The 24,097-nt window shown below is 61.3% G+C and carries 30 protein-coding genes; 19 read left to right on the forward strand and 11 right to left on the reverse strand.

The window, feature by feature from the left end; all coding sequences use genetic code 11:
- The 4 genes from AC193Q_RS18320 to pilG all read right to left on the reverse strand — a co-directional run bounded on the left by AC193Q_RS18320 (position 1) and on the right by pilG (position 3,636).
- Positions 1–2,055, reverse strand: a complete 2,055-nt coding sequence (locus AC193Q_RS18320; protein WP_047297130.1) for a methyl-accepting chemotaxis protein — start codon at positions 2,053–2,055, stop codon at positions 1–3.
- Positions 2,056–2,255: 200 nt separating this feature from the next.
- Positions 2,256–2,795, reverse strand: coding sequence for a chemotaxis protein CheW (locus tag AC193Q_RS18325; RefSeq protein ID WP_047297131.1), 540 nt, complete (start codon positions 2,793–2,795; stop codon positions 2,256–2,258).
- Between the two features lie 10 nt (positions 2,796–2,805).
- Complete coding sequence (pilH, locus tag AC193Q_RS18330; protein WP_047297146.1) at positions 2,806–3,171, reverse strand: twitching motility response regulator PilH; 366 nt, start codon at positions 3,169–3,171, stop codon at positions 2,806–2,808.
- Positions 3,172–3,231: 60 nt separating this feature from the next.
- The gene (gene pilG / locus AC193Q_RS18335) at positions 3,232–3,636 is read right to left on the reverse strand and encodes a twitching motility response regulator PilG (protein WP_041063509.1); all 405 of its coding nucleotides are present in this window, start codon (positions 3,634–3,636) and stop codon (positions 3,232–3,234) included.
- A 225-nt stretch (positions 3,637–3,861) separates the two neighbouring features.
- Here pilG and gshB point away from each other — a divergent pair, with 225 nt between their 5' ends.
- The 7 genes from gshB (at position 3,862) to AC193Q_RS18370 (ending at position 9,973) form a co-directional block, all read left to right on the forward strand.
- Complete coding sequence (gene gshB / locus AC193Q_RS18340) at positions 3,862–4,833, forward strand: glutathione synthase (RefSeq protein WP_121187651.1); 972 nt, start codon at positions 3,862–3,864, stop codon at positions 4,831–4,833.
- Positions 4,834–4,940: 107 nt separating this feature from the next.
- Entirely contained in the window at positions 4,941–5,840 is a 900-nt protein-coding gene (locus AC193Q_RS18345) for an energy transducer TonB (protein WP_007964106.1), read from the forward strand.
- A 235-nt stretch (positions 5,841–6,075) separates the two neighbouring features.
- Positions 6,076–6,648, forward strand: coding sequence for a YqgE/AlgH family protein (locus AC193Q_RS18350; RefSeq protein ID WP_011336368.1), 573 nt, complete (start codon positions 6,076–6,078; stop codon positions 6,646–6,648).
- Complete coding sequence (gene ruvX, locus AC193Q_RS18355) at positions 6,648–7,085, forward strand: Holliday junction resolvase RuvX (protein WP_003229101.1); 438 nt, start codon at positions 6,648–6,650, stop codon at positions 7,083–7,085. Before AC193Q_RS18350 ends, ruvX begins: the two co-directional genes overlap by 1 nt.
- 80 nt (positions 7,086–7,165) lie before the next feature.
- Positions 7,166–7,672, forward strand: a complete 507-nt coding sequence (pyrR, locus tag AC193Q_RS18360; RefSeq protein ID WP_121187653.1) for a bifunctional pyr operon transcriptional regulator/uracil phosphoribosyltransferase PyrR — start codon at positions 7,166–7,168, stop codon at positions 7,670–7,672.
- A 28-nt stretch (positions 7,673–7,700) separates the two neighbouring features.
- Positions 7,701–8,705 carry an aspartate carbamoyltransferase catalytic subunit gene (locus AC193Q_RS18365; protein WP_041063517.1) on the forward strand — a complete coding sequence of 335 codons (1,005 nt, stop codon included), beginning with the start codon at positions 7,701–7,703 and terminating at the stop codon, positions 8,703–8,705.
- The gene (locus AC193Q_RS18370; protein ID WP_047297133.1) at positions 8,702–9,973 is read left to right on the forward strand and encodes a dihydroorotase; all 1,272 of its coding nucleotides are present in this window, start codon (positions 8,702–8,704) and stop codon (positions 9,971–9,973) included. Before AC193Q_RS18365 ends, AC193Q_RS18370 begins: the two co-directional genes overlap by 4 nt.
- 153 nt (positions 9,974–10,126) lie before the next feature.
- Here the strand turns inward: AC193Q_RS18370 and AC193Q_RS18375 are convergent, their stop codons facing one another.
- Positions 10,127–10,558, reverse strand: a complete 432-nt coding sequence (locus AC193Q_RS18375) for an NINE protein (protein WP_007964113.1) — start codon at positions 10,556–10,558, stop codon at positions 10,127–10,129.
- Between the two features lie 248 nt (positions 10,559–10,806).
- On the opposite strand from AC193Q_RS18375, the gene AC193Q_RS18380 reads away from it, so the two are divergent.
- Positions 10,807–11,433 (forward strand): C40 family peptidase, encoded by a 627-nt coding sequence (locus tag AC193Q_RS18380; protein WP_108184091.1) that lies wholly within the window; start codon positions 10,807–10,809, stop codon positions 11,431–11,433.
- A 121-nt stretch (positions 11,434–11,554) separates the two neighbouring features.
- Here AC193Q_RS18380 and AC193Q_RS18385 read toward each other — a convergent pair whose 3' ends face one another.
- Positions 11,555–12,589, reverse strand: coding sequence for a type IV pilus twitching motility protein PilT (locus AC193Q_RS18385; protein ID WP_121187656.1), 1,035 nt, complete (start codon positions 12,587–12,589; stop codon positions 11,555–11,557).
- 56 nt (positions 12,590–12,645) lie between these two features.
- Here AC193Q_RS18385 and AC193Q_RS18390 point away from each other — a divergent pair, with 56 nt between their 5' ends.
- The 10 genes from AC193Q_RS18390 (at position 12,646) to AC193Q_RS18435 (ending at position 19,669) form a co-directional block, all read left to right on the forward strand.
- Entirely contained in the window at positions 12,646–13,332 is a 687-nt protein-coding gene (locus AC193Q_RS18390) for a YggS family pyridoxal phosphate-dependent enzyme (RefSeq protein WP_095668099.1), read from the forward strand.
- A 28-nt stretch (positions 13,333–13,360) separates the two neighbouring features.
- Entirely contained in the window at positions 13,361–14,179 is an 819-nt protein-coding gene (gene proC / locus AC193Q_RS18395; RefSeq protein WP_047297136.1) for a pyrroline-5-carboxylate reductase, read from the forward strand.
- 10 nt (positions 14,180–14,189) lie between these two features.
- The gene (locus AC193Q_RS18400; RefSeq protein ID WP_047297137.1) at positions 14,190–14,780 is read left to right on the forward strand and encodes a YggT family protein; all 591 of its coding nucleotides are present in this window, start codon (positions 14,190–14,192) and stop codon (positions 14,778–14,780) included.
- Positions 14,777–15,070: a DUF167 domain-containing protein gene (locus AC193Q_RS18405; RefSeq protein WP_483878661.1), complete on the forward strand. Its 294-nt coding sequence runs from the start codon at positions 14,777–14,779 to the stop codon at positions 15,068–15,070. The genes AC193Q_RS18400 and AC193Q_RS18405 overlap by 4 nt, the downstream gene beginning before the upstream one ends.
- A 229-nt stretch (positions 15,071–15,299) precedes the next feature.
- Positions 15,300–16,439, forward strand: coding sequence for a homoserine O-succinyltransferase MetX (gene metX, locus AC193Q_RS18410; RefSeq protein WP_239778342.1), 1,140 nt, complete (start codon positions 15,300–15,302; stop codon positions 16,437–16,439).
- Positions 16,440–16,446: 7 nt separating this feature from the next.
- A complete protein-coding gene (gene metW, locus AC193Q_RS18415) occupies positions 16,447–17,067 on the forward strand; it encodes a methionine biosynthesis protein MetW (protein ID WP_003229126.1) in 621 nt (206 codons plus the stop codon).
- A gap of 26 nt (positions 17,068–17,093) precedes the next feature.
- The gene (locus tag AC193Q_RS18420; RefSeq protein ID WP_483878662.1) at positions 17,094–17,528 is read left to right on the forward strand and encodes a DUF4426 domain-containing protein; all 435 of its coding nucleotides are present in this window, start codon (positions 17,094–17,096) and stop codon (positions 17,526–17,528) included.
- Positions 17,525–18,121, forward strand: coding sequence for an RdgB/HAM1 family non-canonical purine NTP pyrophosphatase (rdgB, locus tag AC193Q_RS18425; protein ID WP_041063545.1), 597 nt, complete (start codon positions 17,525–17,527; stop codon positions 18,119–18,121). Before AC193Q_RS18420 ends, rdgB begins: the two co-directional genes overlap by 4 nt.
- Positions 18,118–19,323 (forward strand): radical SAM family heme chaperone HemW, encoded by a 1,206-nt coding sequence (gene hemW / locus AC193Q_RS18430; RefSeq protein WP_483878663.1) that lies wholly within the window; start codon positions 18,118–18,120, stop codon positions 19,321–19,323. The genes rdgB and hemW overlap by 4 nt, the downstream gene beginning before the upstream one ends.
- 22 nt (positions 19,324–19,345) lie before the next feature.
- Positions 19,346–19,669, forward strand: a complete 324-nt coding sequence (locus AC193Q_RS18435) for a DUF3392 domain-containing protein (RefSeq protein ID WP_003229134.1) — start codon at positions 19,346–19,348, stop codon at positions 19,667–19,669.
- A 236-nt stretch (positions 19,670–19,905) separates the two neighbouring features.
- Here AC193Q_RS18435 and trmB read toward each other — a convergent pair whose 3' ends face one another.
- From trmB to AC193Q_RS18455, 4 genes are all read right to left on the reverse strand, one after another.
- Positions 19,906–20,631 carry a tRNA (guanosine(46)-N7)-methyltransferase TrmB gene (gene trmB, locus AC193Q_RS18440; protein WP_098966076.1) on the reverse strand — a complete coding sequence of 242 codons (726 nt, stop codon included), beginning with the start codon at positions 20,629–20,631 and terminating at the stop codon, positions 19,906–19,908.
- 9 nt (positions 20,632–20,640) lie between these two features.
- Positions 20,641–21,435 carry a thiazole synthase gene (locus AC193Q_RS18445; RefSeq protein ID WP_047297148.1) on the reverse strand — a complete coding sequence of 265 codons (795 nt, stop codon included), beginning with the start codon at positions 21,433–21,435 and terminating at the stop codon, positions 20,641–20,643.
- Between the two features lie 60 nt (positions 21,436–21,495).
- Positions 21,496–21,696, reverse strand: coding sequence for a sulfur carrier protein ThiS (thiS, locus tag AC193Q_RS18450; RefSeq protein WP_161794890.1), 201 nt, complete (start codon positions 21,694–21,696; stop codon positions 21,496–21,498).
- Between the two features lie 80 nt (positions 21,697–21,776).
- Complete coding sequence (locus AC193Q_RS18455; protein ID WP_047297149.1) at positions 21,777–22,148, reverse strand: DUF423 domain-containing protein; 372 nt, start codon at positions 22,146–22,148, stop codon at positions 21,777–21,779.
- 74 nt (positions 22,149–22,222) lie between these two features.
- Here AC193Q_RS18455 and mtgA point away from each other — a divergent pair, with 74 nt between their 5' ends.
- Positions 22,223–22,945: a monofunctional biosynthetic peptidoglycan transglycosylase gene (gene mtgA, locus AC193Q_RS18460; protein WP_047297150.1), complete on the forward strand. Its 723-nt coding sequence runs from the start codon at positions 22,223–22,225 to the stop codon at positions 22,943–22,945.
- A gap of 206 nt (positions 22,946–23,151) precedes the next feature.
- Here mtgA and rpoH read toward each other — a convergent pair whose 3' ends face one another.
- Complete coding sequence (gene rpoH / locus AC193Q_RS18465) at positions 23,152–24,006, reverse strand: RNA polymerase sigma factor RpoH (protein ID WP_003229146.1); 855 nt, start codon at positions 24,004–24,006, stop codon at positions 23,152–23,154.
- Positions 24,007–24,097: the final 91 nt, after the last annotated feature.

Consider the following 24,097-nt stretch of genomic DNA (forward strand, 5'->3'; position numbering starts at 1 on the left):
TCACGCCTTGTCCGTCGCGGACGCCGACGGCAAGGTGAAACCGGATACCGAACGGCGCAGCTGACTGGCCATCTTCGCCAGGTTGCCGATGCTCTCGGCGGTGGCGGTCGAGCCAGACGAAGTCTGCGAGGTGATCTGCTGGATCACGTTCATCGTCAGCGAGATTTGCCCGGCCGACGAGGTCTGCTGTTGCGCCGCGTTGGAGATGCTCTGGATCAGCGCGGCAAGGGTCTTCGATACCCCTTCGATTTCTTCCAGCGCCACTCCGGCATCCTGCGCCAGTCGCGCGCCGCGCACCACTTCGGTGGTGGTCTGCTCCATGGAAATCACCGCTTCGTTGGTGTCGGTCTGAATCGCCCGCACCAGGGTTTCGATCTGCCGGGTGGCGGCGGACGAGCGCTCGGCCAGTCGCTGCACTTCATCGGCAACCACGGCAAACCCGCGTCCGGCATCCCCCGCCATCGACGCCTGAATCGCCGCGTTGAGCGCGAGGATGTTGGTCTGGTCGGCGATGTCGTCGATCAGGCTGACGATGTCACCGATTTCCTGCGACGACTCGCCGAGGCGCTTGATGCGTTTGGCGGTGTCCTGAATCTGTTCGCGGATGTTGTCCATGCCGTGGATGGTGTTGTGCACCACCTCGTTGCCCTTGTTGGCGATTTCCACGGAACGCTCGGCCACCGCCGAGGACTCAGCGGCGTTGGCCGACACCTGATCGATCGACTGGGCCATGTCGCTGATCGCCGTCGAGGCTTCGGAAATCTGCTGCGCCTGATGCTCCGAGGCCTGGGCCAGGTGCATGGCAGTGGCCTGGGTTTCCTGCACGGCGGCAGCCACTTGGCCGGCGGTGAGGTTGATGGTGGCGACCAGATCGCGCAGTTGGTCGACCGAGTAGTTGATCGAATCGGCGATGGTCCCGGTGAAGTCTTCGGTCACCGAGGCGGTCACCGTCAGGTCACCGTCGGCGAGGTCTTCGATCTCGTCGAGCAGGCGCATGATCGCGTTCTGGTTACGCTCGTTCTTCTCGGCGGTCTCGCGCAACTGGCGGTTGGTTTCGCGGACCATGACCATGCCGATCAGGATGATCGAGGCCAGTGCCAGCAAGCCCAGGACGTAGCCGCCAATGGTGTCGGTGCTGCGTCCGCCGGCAAGGTTTTCGAAACCGCTGGCGAGGTGTGAAGCCTCGTCGAGCAGGGTCTGCGACAGGCTGAAGATGTTGCTCGCCGATTCACGGACCTTGAACAGCTCCGGCGAGGTTTCGAGGATTTCGTCCACGGAGCCGGAGACGAACTGGAACAGCTCGGAAATTTCACTCAGGCGTGCGCGGGCATCGCGGTCTTCGACCTGGCTGATTTTCAGGGTCGGGTTGCCCTGCAGCATGCCGTTGAGCACCTGGCCGAAACGGGTGGCGTCGCGGCCAAACGCGTCGGCGGCCTGCTGCGAGTTTTCGTCGCCAGCGAGCACGGTGTTGACCGCGCCGAGGATGCGTTCGGCCAGCAGCGATTGGCGCTGGGCCATCGCCACTTGCGCCGCCGGGGCGCCGCGTTGCAGGAGGATTTCGACGACTTTTTCGTATTCGATCTGCAACTGCGGCACGGTTTCGGCCAGGGTCGCGGCGACCTGATGCAGCGAGAGCACGGTCTGTTCGCTGGAGAGAATCGCGTCGGTGTTTTTCAGCAGGCGTTCCCAATCCAGCTGCACCGCGCGCATTTCCGGGCGCACGGTGGCCGGCGCAGGCGGCAGACCGGTGGCCGGGTCGCCCTTCTTCAGATAACCCCAACGCTGGGCGAAATCGTTGCGCGCATCGCTCAGCAGCTTGAACGCGGCAGCCTTGCCGGCGGCGGCCTCGGTGGCGTTCTTGGCGATGCGTTGCGACAGCACCCGCAGCTCACCGGCGTGGCCGATGTACTGCTTGTCGTAGTTGGCCTGGGTGTTGAGGTAGGCGAAGTTGGCGAACAGCAGCATGATGAACACGATCAGTGCGATGAACAGCACGATGATCTGCGAACGACTGCGCGACCCTTCTGCCGACTTGCCTGTTTTTGCTTTTGTCATCGGTCCTCGCCTATGAAACCTGCCACGGTCCACTGTGGGATTTGTGGTGAGGGGATTTATCCCCGATGGGTCGCGCAGCGGCCCCAAAACTGAGTGGTATCTGGAACATCGCGAATGCAGGTTTTGGGTTGGCTTCGCCAACCATCGGGGATAAATCCCCTCGCCACAGACTCCCACCCCATATATTTATGGTGCTTCGACTATATCGCGACGCTCATGAACACCGGCGACCTGGCCAGCGCAAACAGGCTGAACACCCGCCAGTTCTGCTCGCGCCGGAAATAGCCTTTGACGAACTCGGCCTTGGAACCCTGGCGTTTGCTGATCGAGATCGGTTCGAAGCTGTCCTGCTCGAAATGCTGCAAACCGAACACCTCATCCACCAGCAGCCCGGCGAACACGTCGTTGTGCTCCACCACCAACACCCGCCGCTGTTTGCGCAGCGGTGACAGCTCGTGGCCGAAGAAGCCGCACAGGTCCATGATCGGCAGCAAGCGCCCACGCAGGTTAGCCACCCCTTTGACCCATGGCTTGACCCCGGGCAATTGAGTGCAGCGTGGTTCGTGCAGCACTTCGCTGACTTCACCCATCGGCGTGACATACCAGTGCTCGCCGAGGCGAAAACCAATACCGCTCCAGCGATCCTGGCGGCCGGGTTGCGACGGCAGGTCCGCCGCCAGCAGGCGGCAGCGCTGGTCGATCTGCCACAGCAGTTCGAACGCGGTCAGCGATTCGCTCATGGTCGCGCGATCAACCGGCCAGCACGTTGTTCAGGGTCTTGATCAGCATGTCTTCTTCGACCGGTTTGGTCAGGTAATCCCTGGCGCCCTGGCGGGTGCCCCAGACCTTGTCGGTTTCCTGATCCTTGGTGGTGATGATGATCACCGGGATATGGCTGGTCTCGGCATCCTTGGTCAACTGGCGGGTGGCCTGAAAACCGTTGAGGCCGGGCATGACGATATCCATCAACACCGCGTCGGGTTTTTCCTGACGGGCCAGGGCCACGCCGTCGGCGCCGTTTTCGGCCTTGAGCACTTCATGGCCGTGCTTTTCCAGCATGCCGGTGAGTTTGTACATTTCAGTCGGCGAATCATCGACGATCAGGATACGTGCCATGGTCTTCCCCATTTTTCTTGTCGACTCCCGGCCCGTTGGCCGAACGTCACTGTACGTGTCTTACTGCGGCAAAACGGCGGCAAAGCCCGGAACGTGGGCCTGAATCGCGTCGAGCAGTTCTTCCTTGCTGAAAGGCTTGGTCAAAAATTGATCAGAACCGACAATCCGCCCCTTGGCCTTGTCGAACAGCCCGTCACGCGACGACAGCATGATCACTGGCGTGGCCTTGAACGCACTGTTGTTCTTGATTAAAGCGCAGGTCTGATAACCATCCAGACGCGGCATCATGATGTCGACAAAAATGATCCCGGGGTGGTTGTCGGCGATCTTGGCCAACGCGTCGAAGCCGTCGATGGCCGTGATGACCTCGCAGCCCACATTCTTCAACAGCGTTTCGGCGGTGCGACGAATCGTTTTCGAGTCGTCGATCACCATGACCTTCAAGGCGCTGGACTGCTGTTCCATAAGGGGGCTCTACCGTCGCCTTTGCGAATCAAATTGTCCGTTTTGCGATGAGTAATGGCTGGAAACCCTTGATGCTCAAGGGCCAGCACGCTATGCCAGCCTTTTTAGCACAGTCTCCAGATGCAATCTATCGACGGGTTTTTCCTTGACCGAAAACCCGCCCGGAGCCACTCTGGCGGCACTTTTTCAATACCGATCCGGTAGCCAATTTTCGAGGAAAACCCAATGAACGTTCGCGTCGGGATTGTCATGGACCCTATCGCCAGCATTTCCTATAAAAAGGACAGCTCGCTGGCCATGCTGCTGGCCGCGCAGAAACGTGGCTGGGAACTGTTCTACATGGAACAGCGCGACCTGTATCAGGCCGAAGGTCAGGCCCGGGCGCGCATGAAGCCGCTGAAAGTCTTCGCTAACCCGGAAAAATGGTTCGAACTGGACGCCGAGCAGGACAACCTGCTGAGCGACCTGGACGTGATCCTGATGCGCAAGGATCCGCCGTTCGACATGGAGTTCGTCTACTCCACCTACCTGCTGGAACAGGCCGAAACCGCCGGCGTGCTGGTGGTCAACAAACCGCAGAGCCTGCGCGACTGCAACGAGAAGCTGTTCGCCACGCTGTTCCCGCAGTGCACGCCGCCGACCATCGTCAGCCGTCGTCCGGACGTGCTGCGTGAATTCGCCGACCACCATGGCGATGTCATCCTCAAGCCGCTGGACGGCATGGGCGGTTCGTCGATCTTCCGTCATACCGCCGGTCACCCGAACCTGTCGGTGATCCTTGAAACCCTGACGCTGCACGGCAAGCAGCAGATCATGATTCAGGGCTACCTGCCGGCCATCGTCGACGGCGACAAACGCATCCTGATGATCGACGGCGAGCCGGTGGATTACTGCCTGGCGCGAATTCCGGCTCAAGGCGAAACCCGTGGCAACCTCGCGGCCGGTGGTCGTGGCGAAGCGCGGCCGCTGACCGACAAGGATCGCTGGATCGCCGCGCAAGTCGGCCCGACCCTGCGTGAGAAAGGCCTGCTGTTCGTCGGTCTGGATGTGATCGGTGAACACCTGACGGAAATCAACGTCACCAGCCCGACCTGCATCCGCGAAATCGACAACGCGTTCGGCACCGACATCGGCGGCATGCTGATGGACGCGATCGACAAGAAACTGCAAGCCGCCGGCAAAAAGCCACAAGCTTGATGCACGTCACATGCAGTCTGTCGCTTGAAGCGTGAAGCCCAAGGCGTGAAACCAACATTGCGTTATCATGCGCAGCCTCTGAAAAACGCGATGTTGGTTTTCTTGTCATGACCCTCCCGTCCGATCTGCCCGCAGAACTCGCCCATCGTGGCGTGCGCCCGGCCGATCGCCTCGGCTTTACCCTGTTTCTGGCGGCGCTGATTCATTTGGCGCTGCTGCTCGGCGTGGGCTTCACCATGGTCGAGCCCAAGCAGATCAGTAAAACCCTGGAAATCACCCTCGCTACCTTCAAGAGCGAAACCAAGCCGAAAAAGGCGGATTTTCTCGCTCAGGAAAACCAGGAAGGCAGCGGCACCCTCGACAAGAAGGCGATTCCCAAAACCACCGAGGTCGCGCCGTTCCAGGATAACCAGGTCAAGAAGGTCACCCCGCCACCGGCCGCCAAGCCGGAAGTGCGCGAAGCAGCGCCCAAGGCTGCGGTGACCACCGTGGCGCCGAAACAGCAAAAGGCGCCGACCAAGAAAGAAGAAACCAAAACCGAAACCAAGCCTGCGGTCAACGCGCCGACGTTCGACAGCTCGCAGCTGTCCAGCGACATCGCCAGCCTCGAAGCCGAACTGGCCAACGAACAACAGCTATACGCCAAGCGCCCGCGCATTCACCGCTTGAGCGCGGCCTCGACCATGCGCGACAAGGGCGCCTGGTACAAGGACGACTGGCGCAAGAAGGTCGAGCGCATCGGCAACCTCAATTACCCGGAAGAAGCCCGGCGCAAGCAGATTTACGGCAACCTGCGCCTGATGGTTTCGATCAACCGCGATGGCTCGCTGTATGAAGTGCTGGTGCTGGAGTCCTCCGGCCAGCCGCTGCTGGATCAGGCGGCGCAGCGCATCGTCCGGCTGGCGGCACCGTTCGCGCCGTTTACCGGCGATCTGTCGGATATCGACCGACTGGAAATCATCCGCACCTGGAAATTCGCCCGGGGCGACAAACTCTCCAGTAACTGACCGCCGGCATACAGGTTTTTTGTGGTGAGGGGATTTATCCCCGATCGGCTGCGAAGCAGTCGCAAAACCAGCACACTCGGTATGTCAGGCATATCACGTCAATGGATTGAGGGCCGCTTCGCACCCCATCGGGGATAAATCCCCTCACCACAAAGGTTCAACTTCAACAATGGATCTGCGTTGTTCTCTGATCCTCAGCTTGTCAGTTCGCCCCTTGAACGCCACACTATCGCTCATGAAAAACGTCAGCCCCAGCTACCTCAAGCATCACTTCCTGATCGCCATGCCGCACATGGCCGACCCGAACTTTGCCCACACCTTGACCTACATCGTCGAGCACACGGCCAATGGCGCCATGGGGCTGGTGGTCAATCGACCGCAAGAGCTGAATCTGGCTGACATCCTCGAGCAATTGCGCCCGGACATCGATCCGCCAGCGCTGTGCCAGCACGTGCCGATTTTCATCGGCGGCCCGGTGCAGACTGATCGCGGTTTCGTCCTGCACCCGGCCGGCAAGACCTTTCAGGCCACCGTTGAGCTCGAAGGTGATCTGGCGCTGTCCACTTCTCAGGACGTGCTGTTCGCCATCGCCGACGGCGTGGGCCCGGCGAAAAGCGTGATCACCCTCGGCTACGCCGGTTGGGAAGCCGGGCAACTGGAGGCTGAACTGGCCGACAACGCCTGGCTGACCTGCCCGTACGACGCCGACATCCTGTTCAACACCAGCAGCGAGCTGCGTCTGGAAGCGGCGGCACGGCACCTGGGGATCAACCTCAGCCTGCTGACCAGCCAGGCGGGGCACGCCTGATGGCCCTGCGCCTGATTCTCGGCTTCGACTACGGCACCAAACAGATCGGCGTTGCGGTCGGCCAGGTGATTACCGGCCAGGCCCGCGAGCTGTGCACCCTGAAAGCGCAGAACGGCGTGCCCGACTGGAATCAGGTCGAAGCGCTGTTCAAGGAATGGAAACCCGACGCCGTGGTGGTCGGCCTGCCGCTGAACATGGACGGCACGCCCAGCGAGATGTGCCTGCGCGCGGAGAAATTCGCCCGCCGTCTCAATGGCCGCTTCAATGTGCCCTTCTATACCCACGACGAACGCCTGACCACCTTTGAAGCCAAGGGTGAGCGACTGGTGCGTGGCGGGCAGAAAGGCAGTTACCGCGACAACCCGGTGGACGCCATCGCCGCCGCTCTGCTGCTGCAGGGCTGGCTCGATGAAAACACTGCATTGTTTGAATCCTGACAAGCGCTTCGGCGCTTTTCTTTTGAGCTACGACCCGAGCCGCGTCCAAGGACCCGGCTCGGCCCCAAGAAGGAGCAACCATGAGCCTGCCCAATCCCGCCGATCTGATCAGCCAGATGGCGACCCGCCTCAAGGCGCACCTGGCCCAGCGTGATATCCGCGAGCCGCGTTACATCGGCATCCGCACCGGTGGTATCTGGGTCGCGCAGGCCCTGCTCAAGGAACTGGGCAGTGACGCGCCGCTGGGCACGCTGGATGTTTCCTTCTACCGCGACGACTTCAGCCAGAACGGCCTGCACCCGCAAGTGCGTCCGTCGGCCCTGCCCTTCGAGATCGAAGGCCAGCATCTGGTGCTGATCGACGACGTATTGATGAGTGGCCGGACCATCCGCGCCGCCATGAACGAACTGTTCGACTACGGCCGCCCGGCCAGCGTGACCCTGGTCTGCCTGCTCGACCTGGATGCCGGCGAGCTGCCGATCCGCCCGAACGTGGTCGGCGCGACGCTGTCGCTGGCCGCCAACGAGCGCGTGAAGCTGTCCGGCCCGGAACCGCTGACGCTCGAACTGCAAGACCTGAATTCCTAACCCGCCCTTATTGAGAGTCCCCCTCGCGATGACGCCTCTAGATACCAAGCGCCCGCTGCAGCTCAATGATCAGGGCCAGCTGCGCCACTTCCTCTCGCTCGATGGCCTGCGCCGCGAGTTGCTGACGGAAATCCTCGACACTGCCGACTCGTTCCTCGAAGTCGGTGCCCGGGCGGTGAAGAAGGTCCCGTTGCTGCGCGGCAAGACCGTGTGCAACGTGTTCTTCGAAAACTCCACCCGCACCCGCACCACCTTCGAACTGGCGGCCCAGCGGCTGTCGGCGGACGTGATCACCCTGAACGTGTCGACTTCGTCGGCCAGCAAAGGTGAAACCCTGCTCGACACCCTGCGCAACCTCGAAGCGATGGCCGCCGACATGTTCGTCGTGCGCCACGGTGATTCCGGCGCCGCGCATTTCATCGCCGAGCATGTCTGCCCGCAGGTGGCGATCATCAACGGCGGCGACGGCCGTCATGCGCACCCGACCCAGGGCATGCTCGACATGCTCACCATCCGTCGGCACAAGGGCGGTTTCGAAAACCTCTCGGTGGCGATTGTCGGCGACATCCTGCACTCGCGGGTCGCGCGCTCGAACATGCTCGCCCTGAAGACCCTCGGCTGCCCGGACATCCGCGTGATCGCGCCGAAGACCCTGCTGCCGATCGGCATCGAGCAGTACGGGGTCAAGGTCTACACCGACATGAACGAAGGCCTGAAGGACGTCGACGTGGTGATCATGCTGCGCCTGCAGCGCGAGCGCATGAGCGGCGGCCTGCTGCCGAGTGAAGGCGAGTTCTACCGCCTGTTCGGCCTGACCACCGCGCGTCTGGCCGGGGCCAAGCCCGATTGCATCGTCATGCACCCGGGGCCGATCAACCGTGGCGTGGAAATCGAGTCTGCGGTGGCCGACGGCCCGCATTCAGTGATCCTCAATCAAGTCACCTACGGCATCGCGATCCGCATGGCCGTGCTGTCCATGGCCATGAGCGGGCAAACAGCGCAACGTCAATTCGAGCAGGAGAACGCCCAGTGAAGCTCAGCATTCTCGGCGCCCGTGTCATCGATCCAAGCAGCGGCCTGGATCAAATCACCGATATCCACGTTGAAGCCTGCAAGATCGTCGCCTTCGGCGCCGCACCCGCCGGTTTCACTGCCGTTGAAACCATCGACGCTCAAGGCCTCGTTGCCGCGCCCGGGCTGGTCGATCTGAACGTCGCCCTGCGCGAACCGGGCTACAGCCGCAAAGGCAGCATCGCCAGCGAGACCCGCGCCGCGGCGGCTGGCGGCGTGACCAGCCTGTGCTGCCCGCCGAAAACCAAACCGGTACTCGACACCTCGGCCGTGGCCGAACTGATCCTCGACCGCGCCCGCGAAGCCGGCAACACCAAGGTGTTTCCGATTGGCGCGCTGAGCAAAGGCCTGGACGGCGAACAGCTGGCAGAGCTGGTGGCGCTACGCGACGCCGGGTGTGTGGCGTTCGGCAACGGTCTGGAGAGTTTCCGTAACACCCGCACCCTGTGCCGGGCGCTGGACTACGCGGCCACTTTCGACCTGACGGTGATCTTCAATTCGCAGGATCACGATCTGGCCGATGGCGGTCTGGCCCATGAAGGCGCGGTCGCCAGTTTCCTTGGCTTGCCGGGCATTCCGGAAACTGCGGAAACCGTGGCCCTCGCTCGCGATCTGCTGCTGGTCGAGCAGACCGGCGTGCGCGCGCACTTCAGCCAACTGACCAGCGCGCGCGGCGTGGCCCTGATCGCTCAGGCGCAGGCCCGTGGTTTGAAGGTTACGGCGGATGTCGCCCTGTATCAGCTGATCCTTACCGATGAAGCGCTGATCGACTTCAGCAGCCTGTATCACGTGCAACCGCCGCTGCGCACCCGTGCCGACCGCGACGGCCTGCGCGAGGCAGTGAAATCCGGCGTGGTGTCGGCGATCTCCAGCCATCACCAGCCGCACGAACGCGACGCCAAACTGGCGCCGTTCGGCGCGACCGAGCCGGGCATCAGCAGCGTTGAATTGCTGCTGCCGCTGGCGATGACGCTGGTCGAGGATGGCTTGCTGGATCTGCCGACCCTGCTGGCGCGCCTGAGCACTGGGCCTGCGGACGCGCTGCGTTTGCCGGCGGGCAAACTGGAAGTCGGTGGTGCGGCCGATATCGTGCTGTTCGACCCGAAAGCCTCCACCGTGGCCGGCGAAGGCTGGCTGTCGAAGGGCGAGAACTGCCCGTTCCTCGGGCACAGCCTGCCGGGTGTGGTGCGCTATACGCTGGTGGACGGGCGGATCAGCCACCAGGCGTAACCGGCTGCTGAGGGACATTGTGGCGAGGGGATTTATCCCCGATGGGCTGCGCAGCAGCCCTCGATCTACAACCGCGGTGATTTCAGTTCCTCCGCGGTTGAATGTTTTAGGGCCGCTACGCGCCCCATTGGGGATAAATCCCCTCGCCACAGGTTACTGAAAGGCGCCGCGATTCTGCGCGTTGCGCACCGACACCTGATCATTCAGGGTCCAGAAGTCATACAGCACACCAATAAAGAACAACCCGCCGGTCAGCAGATACAGCAATCCGCTGATCCACTTGCCCTGGTACATCCGGTGCACGCCGAACACGCCCAGGAACGTCAGCAGAATCCACGCCACGTTGTATTCGATCGGCCCTGCGGTGAAACGCAGATCCGCCTCGCGATCCATCGCCGGGATCAGGAACACGTCGATCAGCCAGCCAATGCCCAGCAGACCGAAGGTGAAGAACCAGATCGTCCCGGTCACCGGCTTGCCGTAATAGAAGCGGTGAGCGCCGGTGAAACCAAAAATCCACAGCAGATAACCGATGATTTTGCTGTGCGTATCCTGCGGTGCAGCGACCTGCTGATAGCGGTTCATGAAGACCTCGATTCACTCGATAGATAAATTTTCTTTAATTCTTTGTGACTTTTTTACAGGGAGCCGACGTACGGCAAATGTTACTGTGTCGTCCGTCAAAGCCTTATACCACCGGACTTCTGTCGGACAATCGCGTCCATTTGCCGCTTGTTTGGTTCCGTTGCCTCCCGATTGAATCGACCAACGGCCTCGGAAGGGACAAAAAAGCTGTTATAAAGTTGCGCGCTACCACCTAAGAGCCACGCCTAATGCGACCATTTTTCAAGACATGGCTAACTATTTGCCTATTAATGCCACTGGCCGCCCACGCCACCAATCGTGAGCAACGTCTTCCCAACGTTAACGGTTTCACCCCTAAATCCCATGCTTCGGCTCCTTCGAGCAAGAGCAGCAAACAAACGAAACACACCACGCTTGCCAGCAAGAGTCACGGCAAGCTGGTGCCACCGATGGCAAACAAGGAAAGCAGCAACGTCCTGAGCCGTGCGGTGAACGTCCTCGGTACTCCCTACCGTTGGGGCGGCAGCAGCCCAAGTAAAGGCTTCGACTGCAGCGGTCTTGTCAAATATGCGTTCAACGACGCCACGTTCGACCTGCCACGCACCTCTAACGCCATGGCCAGCGGGCATGGCGAGAAAGTCGAACGCAAGGATCTGAAGCCGGGCGACCTGATTTTCTTCAACATCAAGAGCCGTCGGGTCAACCACGTTGCCATCTACCTGGGCAACGACCGCTTCATCCACGCACCCCGCCGTGGCAAAGCGGTCAGCATCGATACGCTGAACAAGCCGTACTGGGAACAGCATTACGTGGTTGCCAAGCGTGTGCTGCCGAAAGAACCGGGCGGCAAGCAGATGCGCGTGGTTCAGCGCTGAAACACGATCAACTGTGGCGAGGGAGCTTGCTCCAGCCGGGCTGCGCAGCAGCCCCAAAATCTTGTGAGCGCTACGCGCTCAAGCGGGAGCAAGCTCCCTCGCCACAGGCGTAATCCAGCCTTTAGAAATTATCCGGCGTACGCGCCTTTTCCCGCGCATTCTCGCGGCTGATCAAGCCCTTGGTCACCAGCTCCTTCAGGCACATGTCGAGTGTCTGCATCCCCAGCGACCCACCGGTCTGAATCGCCGAATACATCTGCGCCACTTTGTCCTCGCGGATCAGGTTCCGGATCGCCGACGTTCCCAGCATGATTTCGTGCGCCGCTACCCGCCCGCCACCAATCTTCTTGATCAGCGTCTGCGACACCACGGCCAGCAGCGACTCGGACAACATCGAACGCACCATGGACTTCTCGTCGCCCGGGAACACATCGACAACCCGGTCGATGGTCTTGGCGGCTGAAGTGGTGTGCAGCGTGCCGAACACCAGATGCCCGGTCTCGGCGGCAGTCAGTGCGAGGCGGATGGTTTCCAGGTCGCGCATCTCGCCCACCAGAATCACGTCCGGGTCTTCGCGCAGCGCCGAACGCAACGCCGTGGCAAAGCTGCGGGTATCGCGGTGGACTTCGCGCTGATTGATCAGGCATTTGCGCGATTCGTGGACGAACTCGATGGGGTCTTCGATGGTGAGAATGTGATGATGGCGATGGGTGTTGAGGTAGTCGATCATCGCCGCCAGCGTGGTGGATTTGCCGGAACCGGTCGGCCCGGTCACCAGCACCAGCCCGCGTGGCGCATCGGTGATCTTGCGAAACACATCGCCCATGGCGAGGTCTTCCATGCTCAGCACTTTCGACGGGATGGTGCGAAACACCGCACCGGCGCCACGGTTCTGGTTGAACGCATTGACCCGAAAACGCGCGACGCCAGGGACTTCGAACGAGAAATCCGTTTCCAGGTGTTTCTCGAAGTCGACGCGCTGGGTGTCGTTCATGATGTCGTAGATCAATTCGTGCACTTGCTTGTGATCCAGCGCCGGCAGATTGATCCGCCGCACATCGCCATCAACGCGGATCATCGGCGGCAGGCCGGCCGACAGGTGCAGGTCGGAAGCGCCCTGTTTGGCGCTAAACGCCAGCAGTTCAGTGATATCCATAGCGTCCCTCAATTCCAGTAGAATGCCGCGAACCTTCAGACCGCCGGCGCCTCTTGATGTCCACGATAGCAGACAACATCCAACTGGTTAGTTCGCGCATCCAGGCTGCCACCGCAGCGGCCGGGCGCAGTGAAAACAGCGTGCAGTTGCTGGCGGTCAGCAAAACCAAACCCGCGCAGGACCTGCGTGAAGCTTACGCCGCCGGCCTGCGTGACTTTGGCGAGAACTATCTGCAGGAAGCCTTGGGCAAACAGCTCGAACTGGCCGACCTGCCCTTGATCTGGCACTTCATCGGCCCCATTCAATCGAACAAGACTCGCGCTATCGCCGAGCATTTCGACTGGGTGCACTCCGTGGATCGCCTGAAAATTGCCCAACGCCTGTCCGAACAGCGCCCGGCCGAGCTGCCGCCGCTGAACATCTGCATTCAGGTCAACGTCAGCGGTGAAGCCAGCAAGTCCGGCTGCACCCCGGCCGACCTGCCGGCGCTGGCCGAGGCCATCAGCACCCTGCCCCGGCTGAAATTGCGCGGGCTGATGGCGATTCCCGAGCCGACCGAAGATCGCGCCGAACAAGACGCCGCTTTTGCTGCCGTACAACGTTTGCAGGCCAGCCTGAATCTGCCGCTCGACACACTTTCCATGGGCATGAGCCACGACCTCGAGTCGGCCATCGCCCAAGGCGCCACCTGGGTGCGGATCGGTACCGCCCTGTTTGGGGCCAGAGATTACGGTCAGCAATGACCGACAGCCATCTGAAAAAGGACCTGACATGAGCAACACACGTATTGCCTTTATCGGTGCCGGCAACATGGCCGCCAGTCTGATTGGCGGCCTGCGCGCCAAGGGTCTGCAAGCCAGCCACATCCGCGCCAGCGATCCGGGTGAAGAAACCCGCCAACGCGTCAGCGCCGAACACGGCATCGAAACCTTCGCCGACAACGCGCAAGCCATCGACGGTGTCGATGTGATCGTGCTGGCGGTCAAGCCACAGGCGATGAAAGCCGTGTGCGAAGCCATCCGTCCAAGCCTGAAACCGCATCAACTGGTGGTATCGATCGCCGCCGGCATCACCTGCGCGAGCATGACTGCGTGGCTCGGCGAGCAGCCGATCGTGCGTTGCATGCCGAACACCCCGGCGCTGCTGCGTCAGGGCGTCAGTGGTTTGTACGCCACCAGCGAAGTGACTGCCGAACAGCGTCAGCAGGCTGAAGAGCTGCTGTCCGCCGTGGGCATTGCGCTGTGGCTGGACGAAGAGCAGCAACTCGATGCCGTGACCGCCGTCTCCGGTTCCGGCCCGGCGTACTTCTTCCTGCTGATCGAAGCGATGACCGCCGCCGGCGTCAAACTCGGCCTGCCCAAGGAAATCGCCGAGCAACTGACCCTGCAAACGGCGCTGGGCGCCGCGCACATGGCGGTATCCAGCGATGTCGACGCCGCCGAACTGCGCCGCCGCGTGACCTCGCCAAATGGCACCACAGAGGCTGCAATCAAATCATTCCAGGCTGATGGCTTCGAAGCCCTGGTGGAAAAAGCACTCGGCGCCGCCGCGCACCGCTCGGCCGAAATGGCCGAACAACTGGGCAAATAAGGAGCCTTACATGATTGGATTGAACACCGCAGCGGTTTACGTGCTGCAAACCCTAGGCAGCCTGTACCTGCTGATTGTGCTGCTGCGCTTCGTCCTGCAACTGGTGCGGGCGAATTTCTACAACCCGCTGTGCCAGTTCGTGGTCAAGGCCACCCAGCCGCTGCTCAAGCCACTGCGCCGGATCATCCCGAGCCTGTTCGGCCTGGATATGTCATCGCTGGTGCTGGCAATTCTGGTGCAACTGGCCCTGATGGCCCTGACCCTGCTGCTGACCTACGGCACCACCGGCAACCCGCTGCAGCTGTTCATCTGGTCGATCATCGGCGTGACCGCGCTGTTCCTGAAGATCTTCTTCTTCGCCCTGATCATCAGCGTGATCCTGTCGTGGGTCGCCCCAGGCAGCCACAACCCGGGCGCTGAACTGGTCAACCAGATCTGCGAGCCGGCGCTGGCACCGTTCCGCCGTATCCTGCCGAACCTCGGCGGTCTCGACCTGTCGCCGATCTTCGCCTTTCTGGCGCTGAAGCTGATCGACATGCTGGTGATCAACAATCTGGCGGCGATGACGATGATGCCGGAAATCCTGCGCCTGCTGATGTGAGCTGGTTTCGCTGGGATGGGGACGATTTGATCCTCGAATGTCATCTGCAACCGGGAGCCCGCAGCGATGATTTCGCCGGGCTGCACGGTGACCGCCTGAAGATCCGCCTCACCGCGCCGCCGGTCGAGGGCAAGGCCAATGCGTATCTGATGGGCTTTCTGGCCAAGGCGTTTGGGGTGTCCAAAAGCCAGGTCAGTTTGCTCAGTGGCGAGCTGAACCGGCAGAAACGGGTGAAGATCCGTGCGCCGAAGAAGCTGCCGGAGTTGCCGGGGTTGGTACGTCCGGCCTGATCCTCTGTGGTGAGGGGATTTATCCCCGATGGGTCGCGAAGCGGCCCCTTGTTGTTGCCAACCCCATTCTTCCGGCACGGCCAAAGATGACTGGGCTGCTACGCAGCCATCGGGGATAAATCCCCTCACCACAAGGACTTCGCTCAATCAACGATCAGGCCCCATCGTTGCTTGCCGCTAACCCCCCCGGTCTTTAGACTTACGCCTCATTTCAACGAGAGCAGGGTCGATGCCAGCTGCCTTTCCCCCCGATTCTGTTGGTCTGGTGACGCCGCAAACGGCGCACTTCAGTGAACCTCTGGCTTTGGCCTGCGGCCGTTCGCTGCCCGCCTACGACCTGATCTACGAAACCTACGGCACGCTGAACGCACAGGCGAGCAACGCCGTGCTGATCTGCCACGCCTTGTCCGGGCATCATCATGCCGCCGGCTATCACAGCGCCGACGACCGCAAGCCCGGTTGGTGGGACAGCTGCATCGGCCCGGGCAAACCGATCGACACCAATAAGTTCTTCGTGGTCAGCCTGAACAATCTGGGCGGCTGCAACGGCTCCACCGGCCCGAGCAGTATCAATCCGGAAACCGGCAAGCCATTCGGCGCCGACTTCCCGGTGCTCACCGTGGAAGACTGGGTGCACAGCCAGGCGCGTCTGGCCGACCGGCTCGGCATTCGTCAGTTCGCCGCCGTGATCGGTGGCAGCCTCGGCGGCATGCAGGCCTTGCAGTGGACGATCACCTACCCGGATCGCGTGCGTCACTGCCTGGCTATCGCCTCAGCGCCCAAGCTGTCGGCACAGAACATCGCCTTCAACGAAGTCGCGCGTCAGGCGATCCTCACCGACCCGGAATTCCACGGTGGTTCGTTCCAGGAACACGGCGTGATCCCCAAGCGCGGGCTGATGCTGGCGCGCATGGTCGGGCACATCACCTACCTGTCCGACGACTCGATGGGCGAAAAATTCGGTCGCGGCCTGAAGAGCGAAAAGCTCAACTACGACTTCCACAGCGTCGAGTTCCAGGTCGAAAGCTATCTGCGCTATCAGGGCGAAGAATTCTCCGGGCGTTTCGATGCCAACACCTATTTGTTGATGACCAAGGCGCTGGACTACTTCGATCCGGCGGCGAACTTCGACGATAACCTGGCGAAAACTTTCGAAAACGCCACCGCCAAGTTCTGCGTGATGTCATTCACCACCGACTGGCGCTTCTCCCCGGCCCGCTCGCGGGAACTGGTGGACGCGCTGATGGCGGCACGCAAAGACGTGAGCTATCTGGAAATCGATGCGCCACAGGGCCACGACGCCTTCCTGATTCCGATCCCGCGCTATTTGCAGGCGTTCGGCAATTACATGAACCGAATTACGGTGTGAACAAGCCATGAGAGCTGATCTGGAAATCATCCAGGAATGGATCCCCGCCGGCAGCCGCGTGCTCGACCTCGGCTGCGGCGACGGCGAACTGCTGACCTGGCTGCGCGACAACAAGAACGTCACCGGTTATGGCCTGGAAAACGACGCCGATAACATCGCCGAATGCGTGGCCAAGGGCATCAACGTCATCGAGCAGGATCTGGACAAAGGGCTGGGCAACTTCGCCAGCAACAGTTTCGACATCGTCGTCATGACCCAGGCCCTGCAAGCCGTGCATTACCCGGACAAGATCCTCGACGAAATGCTGCGGGTCGGTCGTCAGTGCATCATCACCTTCCCCAACTTCGGTCACTGGCGCTGCCGCTGGTACCTGGCGAGCAAGGGCCGCATGCCGGTATCGGAATTTCTGCCGTACACCTGGTACAACACGCCGAACATTCACTTCTGCACCTTCGAAGACTTTGAAGAACTTTGCCGCGAACGTGATGCGAAGGTCATTGATCGGCTTGCCGTGGATCAACAGCACCGCCACGGGTGGGCCAGTAAGCTATGGCCTAATCTGTTAGGTGAGATTGGTATCTACCGCGTCAGCAGCCCGGTGCTTGCAGATCATCGGGTCGCGGTCTGAACCACGACATTTCGAGGAGAACGATCATGGGTCGCTTGATTACTGTGCTATTGGCCGCCTGCCTGAGCCTTTCGGCGGTGGCCGCCGATGCCATCAAGGGCGAACGCAAGGAAGTGTTCGGTGACATTACCGTGCACTACAACACCTTCAACTCGACCTTCCTGACACCCGACATCGCCAAGGCATCCGAGCTGATCCGCAGCAAGAACCAGGGCGTGATCAACGTCTCGGTGATCAAGGACGGCAAACCGCTGATCGCCAACGTCACTGGCACGATCAAAGACCTGACCAGCCAGACCGTGACCCTGAACTTCCGCCAGGTCACCGAACAGGGCGCGATCTACTACATCGCGCAGTACCCGGTGGAGCAGCAGGAAACCCGCACCTTTGAAATCAAGGTGCAGAACGGCGACAAGATCAACACCATCAACTTCAACCAAGAACTCTTTCCCGGCGAATGATGAACCTCACGCAACTCGTACTGGCCAGCCATAACGCCGGCAAACTCAAGGAACTCCAGGCCATGCTCGGCGACTCGGTGCAACTGCGCTCGATCGGCGAATGGAGCAAGGTCGAACCGGAAGAAACCGGCCTGTCGTTCGTCGAGAACGCGATCCTCAAGGCGCGCAATGCCGCGCGCATCTCCGGGCTGCCGGCACTGGCAGATGACTCGGGTCTGGCGGTGGATTTCCTCGGCGGCGCGCCAGGCATCTACTCGGCGCGTTATGCCGATGGCAAAGGCGATGCAGCGAACAACGCCAAACTGCTCGACGCGCTTAAAGACGTGCCACAAGCCGAGCGCGGTGCGCAGTTCGTCTGCGTGCTGGCACTGGTGCGGCATGCCGATGATCCGCTGCCGATCCTCTGCGAAGGCCTGTGGCACGGACGCATCCTGACCGCCGCCAGCGGCGAGCACGGTTTTGGCTACGACCCGCTGTTCTGGGTGCCGGAACGTGACGTGTCCAGCGCCGAACTGAGCCCGGCCGACAAGAACCAGATCAGCCACCGCGCCCGTGCAATGGATCTGCTGCGCCAGCGTCTGGGCCTGAAATGACCGACAGCCACCCCGCGTCGTCGCTGATCATCGGCGGCGCCGCCTCCTCGCCTCGGGCGCCGCTGCCGACGCTGCCGCCTCTGGCGCTGTACATCCACATTCCGTGGTGTGTGCGCAAATGCCCGTATTGCGACTTCAACTCGCACACCGCCAGCCCGGTGCTGCCGGAAGAGGAATACGTCGACGCGTTGCTGGCTGACCTCGATCAGGACCTGCACGCGGTGTATGGCCGTGAAATCAGTTCGATCTTCTTCGGGGGTGGCACGCCGAGCCTGTTCAGCGCCGAAGCCCTCGGACGGTTGCTCAAAGGCGTCGAGCAGCGCATCCCGTTTGCGCCCGACATCGAGATCACCCTGGAAGCCAACCCCGGCACCTTCGAGCAAGAGAAGTTCGTCGCGTATCGCAAGCTGGGGATCAATCGCCTGTCGATCGGCATCCAGAGCTTCCAGCAGCAGAAACTAGAGGCCCTCGGCCGTATCCACAACGGCGACGAAGCGGTGCGCGCGGCGGGCATGGCACGCCAGGCCGGGTTCGACAACTTCAACCTCGACCTGATGCACGGCCTGCCCGATCAGTCGCTGGACGATGCCTTGAGCGACCTGCGCCAGGCCATCGAACTGAAACCGACGCACATCTCCTGGTATCAGCTGACACTGGAGCCGAACACGGTGTTCTGGAACCAGCCGCCGGTGCTGCCGGAAGACGACACGCTGTGGGACATTCAGGAGGCCGGGCAAGCGCTGCTGGCCGCACACGGTTACGCGCAGTACGAGGTCTCGGCCTATGCCCAGCCCGGGCGTCCGGCGCGGCATAACCTCAATTACTGGAGTTTCGGCGACTTCATCGGCATCGGCGCCGGCGCCCACGGCAAGCTCAGCCATCCGGACGGGCGCATTGTGCGCACCTGGAAGACGCGTTTGCCGAAGGACTATCTCAACCCGGCCAAGAGCTTCCAGGCTGGCGAAAAAGCGCTGACCAACGACGAGATGCCGTTCGAATTTCTGATGAACGCTTTGCGCCTGACCTCGGGCGTCGAATCGCGCCTGTATCCGGAGCGTACCGGCCTGCCGCTGGAAAGCCTCGCAGAAGGCCGGGCCGCGGCAGAACAAAGTGGCCTGTTGCAGGTCGAACCGTCACGTCTGGCGGCCACCGAGCGCGGACAGTTGTTCCTCAACGACTTGCTGCAACAATTTCTGAACTGACTTCAGTCCAAAGGGAAAACGCATGGATTTGATACTCGACCTGCTCGCCACCGTATCCCGCTGGAGCCGCAGCAACCTCTCGGAAATCGCCCTGGCGCTGGTGGGCTGCCTGCTGGTGCTGTTCGGCGCCGACTTCAAAGGCTGGGTCGAACAACGCCTGGGCAGCATCGCCGGCGCCCTGCGCGTACCACTGATGGCCCTGCTGTGCGTGATCGGCAGCGGCGCCGCACTGATCTACGCCACACCGTGGGTGGTCAAGGGTCTGAGCCAGTTCAACAACTACAGCCTGGCGCCGGTGTTGTTGGTGGTGCTGGTGTTGATAGGCGTAGTCGCCGACCGCCGCTGATCTTTCAGTACCCCCAAAACAACTGTAGGAGCTGCGGCACGCTGCGATCTTTTGATCTTCAAATCAAGATCAAAAGATCGCAGCGTGCCGCAGCTCCTACACCGCTTGCACCGTGAACCTAAAACAAATGTGGGAGCGAGCCTGCTCGCGAAGACGTCTTAACATTCAACCTCATCGTTGAATATCAGACCGCTTTCGCGAGCAGGCTCGCTCCCACAGTTTTTATTGCGTGTTGCTTAAGCGATTTTCTCGAACTTCAGATCCCACACGCCATGCCCCAGACGTTCGCCGCGGCGTTCGAACTTGGTGATCGGGCGCTCGGCCGGGCGCGGTACGCATTTGCCGTCTTCGGCGAGGTTGCGGTAGCCCGGGGCGACGTTCATCACTTCCAGCATGTACTCGGCGTACGGCTCCCAGTCGGTGGCCATGTGCAGGATGCCGCCAACCTTCAGCTTACTGCGCACCAGTTCGGCGAAGGACGCCTGAACGATGCGACGCTTATGGTGACGGCTCTTGTGCCATGGATCCGGGAAGAACAGCATCAGTCGATCGAGGCTGTTGTCGGCAATGCAGCGGTTGAGCACTTCGATCGCGTCGCAATCGTAGACCCGCAGGTTGGTCAGGCCCTGAGTCAGCACGCCATTGAGCAGCGCGCCAACACCCGGACGGTGCACTTCCACACCGATGAAGTCCTGATCCGGTGCCGCTGCGGCCATTTCCAGCAACGAATGGCCCATGCCGAAACCGATCTCCAGCGAGCGCGGCGCCGAACGGCCGAACACCTGATCGTAATCCACCGGCGCGTCGGCCAGCGGCAGCACGTACAGCGGCGCGCCCTGGTCCAGACCACGTTGCTGGCCTTCGGTCATGCGCCCCGCGCGCATCACGAAGCTCTTGATGCGGCGGTGTTGGCGCTCGTCGCCCTCTTCCGTCTGGAGAGGCGTGTCGTTCGATTCAGTCATCAATGGCTCTTACTTGATCAGACCATCCAGCGGCGAAGAGGCGCTGGCATAGAGTTTTTTCGGCATGCGGCCGGCGAGGTAGGCCAGACGGCCCGCGACGATCGCGTGTTGCATGGCTTGGGCCATCATCACCGGTTGCTGGGCATGGGCGATGGCCGAGTTCATCAGCACCGCGTCACAGCCCAGTTCCATGGCGATGGTGGCGTCGGAAGCGGTACCGACACCGGCATCCACCAGTACCGGAATTTTCGCTTCTTCGAGGATGATCTGCAGGTTGTACGGGTTGCAGATCCCCAGACCGGAACCGATCAGACCGGCCAGCGGCATGACCGCGATGCAGCCGATTTCCGCCAGTTGCCGGGCGATGATCGGGTCATCACTGGTGTACACCATCACGTCGAAGCCCTCCTTGACCAGCGTTTCCGCGGCCTTGAGGGTTTCGATCACGTTGGGGAACAGGGTTTTCTGATCGGCCAGCACTTCCAGCTTCACCAGGTTGTGGCCGTCGAGCAGCTCACGGGCCAGGCGGCAGGTGCGCACGGCTTCGATAGCGTCGTAGCAACCGGCGGTGTTCGGCAGGAAGGTGTAGCGATCCGGCGACAGCACGTCGAGCAGGTTCGGCTCGCCTTCGATCTGGCCCAGGTTGGTACGGCGCACAGCGAAGGTGACGATCTCGGCACCCGAGGCTTCGATGGCCTGGCGGGTTTCTTCCATGTCACGGTACTTGCCGGTACCGACCAGCAAACGCGACTGGTAAGTACGACCGGCCAGGACGAAAGGCTTGTCGCTACGAACGATGCTCATGGGGAATCCTCTTTAGGGGTGAGGGTCTTGCAGAATTCTGTGCCCTTGCGGGCCGGGCGACTAGCCGCCGCCGATGGCGTGCACCACTTCAACATGGTCGCCGTCATTGAGAACGGTGTCGGCATGCTGACTGCGCGGGACGATATCCAGATTGAGTTCGACTGCCACCCGGCGACCGGTCAGGTCCATACGGGCAATCAGGGCCGCAACGGTTTCACCGTCGGGCAGTTCAAGGGATTCGCCGTTCAACTGAATGCGCATGCGCCAGGCCGCCATCATTTTTAGGGGGTGGCATTCTAGCCCGATCATGACCTAAAGGTCAGCACCAAGCGTCAAGCGGTTTACTGCAGGCGCCAGGCGGCAAGCCCAAGGCACAGCCAGCCGACCAGAAACGCCAGCCCGCCGAACGGGGTGATGATGCCGAGCTTGCTGATACCTGTGGTGGTCAGCACATACAGGCTGCCGGAGAACAGCAGGATGCCGACGGCGAACGATGCCCCCGCCCAAGCGACGAGACGCCCCTGAATCTGCGAGGCCAACAGTGCAACACCAAACAACGCCAAAGCGTGCACCAGCTGATAGGTCACACCAGTGTGGAAAATCGCCAGATACTCGGGGGTCAGGCGGTTTTTCAGGCCATGGGCGGCGAAGGCGCCAAGGCCCACACCGGTGAAACCAAAGAAAGCGGCCAGCATCAGAAAGCCACGCAGCATGTGGAACTCCAGTCAGACTCGTTCGGCAGGGTCTGTATAATGGCCCGCTCCATCGGTTCGGCCAAGCCATCTCTATGCTGCGTTCACTTTTGCGTCGTCTCACGAAGGCCCTGCTCTGGTTCGCGGGCGGCAGTGTATTGCTGGTGTTGCTGTTTCGCTTCGTGCCGCCGCCAGGCACAGCGCTGATGGTCGAGCGCAAGGTTGAATCCTGGGTCGACGGCGAGCCGATTGACCTGCAGCGCACCTGGAAACCGTGGGACGAGATCTCCGACGATCTCAAGGTCGCGGTCATGGCCGGCGAAGACCAGAAGTTTCCCGAGCACTGGGGCTTTGACTTCGGCGCGATCCAGGCCGCATTGGCCCACAACGAATTGGGCGGTTCGATTCGCGGCGCCAGCACCCTGAGCCAGCAAGTGTCGAAGAACCTGTTCCTGTGGTCGGGGCGCAGCTATCTGCGCAAAGGCCTGGAGGCCTGGTTTACCGCATTGATCGAAGTGTTCTGGCCCAAACAGCGGATTCTTGAGGTTTATCTCAACAGCGTCGAGTGGGATGACGGAGTGTTTGGTGCCGAAGCGGCGGCACGCCATCACTTCGGCGTGAGCGCCAAGTCACTGTCGCGTCAGCAGGCAAGTTATCTGGCAGCAGTACTGCCCAACCCGCGAGTGTGGAGTGCGAGCCATCCGACGGCTTATGTATCGCGCCGGGCCGGGTGGATTCGGCAGCAGATGAGCCAGTTGGGCGGGACCAGTTATTTGCTGGGGCTGGATGATTCGCGCCGGGCGCCTTGGGCGCGATAGCCCTCACTGTTCTTATAGACACTGAAAATCCCTGTGGGAGCGGGCTTGCCCGCGATAGCGGTAGTTCAGCCACCATCTACATGACTGACCCGACGCCATCGCTGGCAAGCCAGCTCCCACAGGGATTAATGCCGCCCTGACATATGCGCATAAAAAAACGCCCCGATCATCGCTGATCGGGGCGTTTTTGTTTGCCTGAGCGCCGGTTACGCGGCGATCGACAACTTGAGCTTGTTCATCGCGCTCTTCTCGAGCTGACGGATCCGCTCGGCCGATACGTTGTACTTCTGCGCCAGGTCGTGCAGCGTGGCTTTCTCCTCTGCCAGCCAGCGCTGGTAGAGAATGTCGCGGCTACGTTCGTCCAGCACTTCCAGCGCTTCGTGCAGGTTGTGGTTGGAGTTGTCGCTCCAGTCGGCATCTTCCAGTTGACGCGCCGGGTCGTACCGGTGGTCTTCCAGGTAGTTGGCCGGCGACTGGAAAGCACTGTCGTCGTCAGCTTCTGCAGCCGGGTCGAAGGCCATGTCATGGCCGGTCAGGCGACTTTCCATCTCGCGCACTTCACGCGGTTCGACGCCGAGGCTTTCCGCCACACGGTGGACTTCCTCGTTGTTCAGCCACGCCAGACGTTTCTTCTGGCTGCGCAGGTTGAAGAACAACTTGCGCTGGGCCTTGGTGGTCGCGACTTTCACAATGCGCCAATTGCGCAGGATGAACTCGTGAATTTCCGCCTTGATCCAGTGCACGGCGAACGACACCAGACGCACACCCATTTCCGGGTTGAAGCGTTTAACAGCCTTCATCAGGCCGACGTTGCCTTCCTGGATCAGGTCAGCCTGAGCCAGACCGTAGCCGGAATAGCTGCGGGCGATGTGTACGACAAATCGCAGGTGGGCGAGCACCATCTGCCGAGCCGCCCCAAGATCCTGCTCATAGTAGAGACTCTCGGCCAGTTCACGCTCCTGCTCCGGCGTCAGCAATGGAATGCTGTTGACGGTGTGCACATAGGCTTCCAGGTTCGCACCCGGAACCAACGCGTACGCAGGTTGCAAAGAATTGGTCATGCGAAAAAACCTCCCACTTACATACTCGTGCCTCTCGGCACTGCGAAAAATTGACCGGGAATTCAAGTACAAGTTCCCAAAAAAACCGCAA

It is taken from the genome of Pseudomonas sp. F2 (assembly GCF_057174385.1).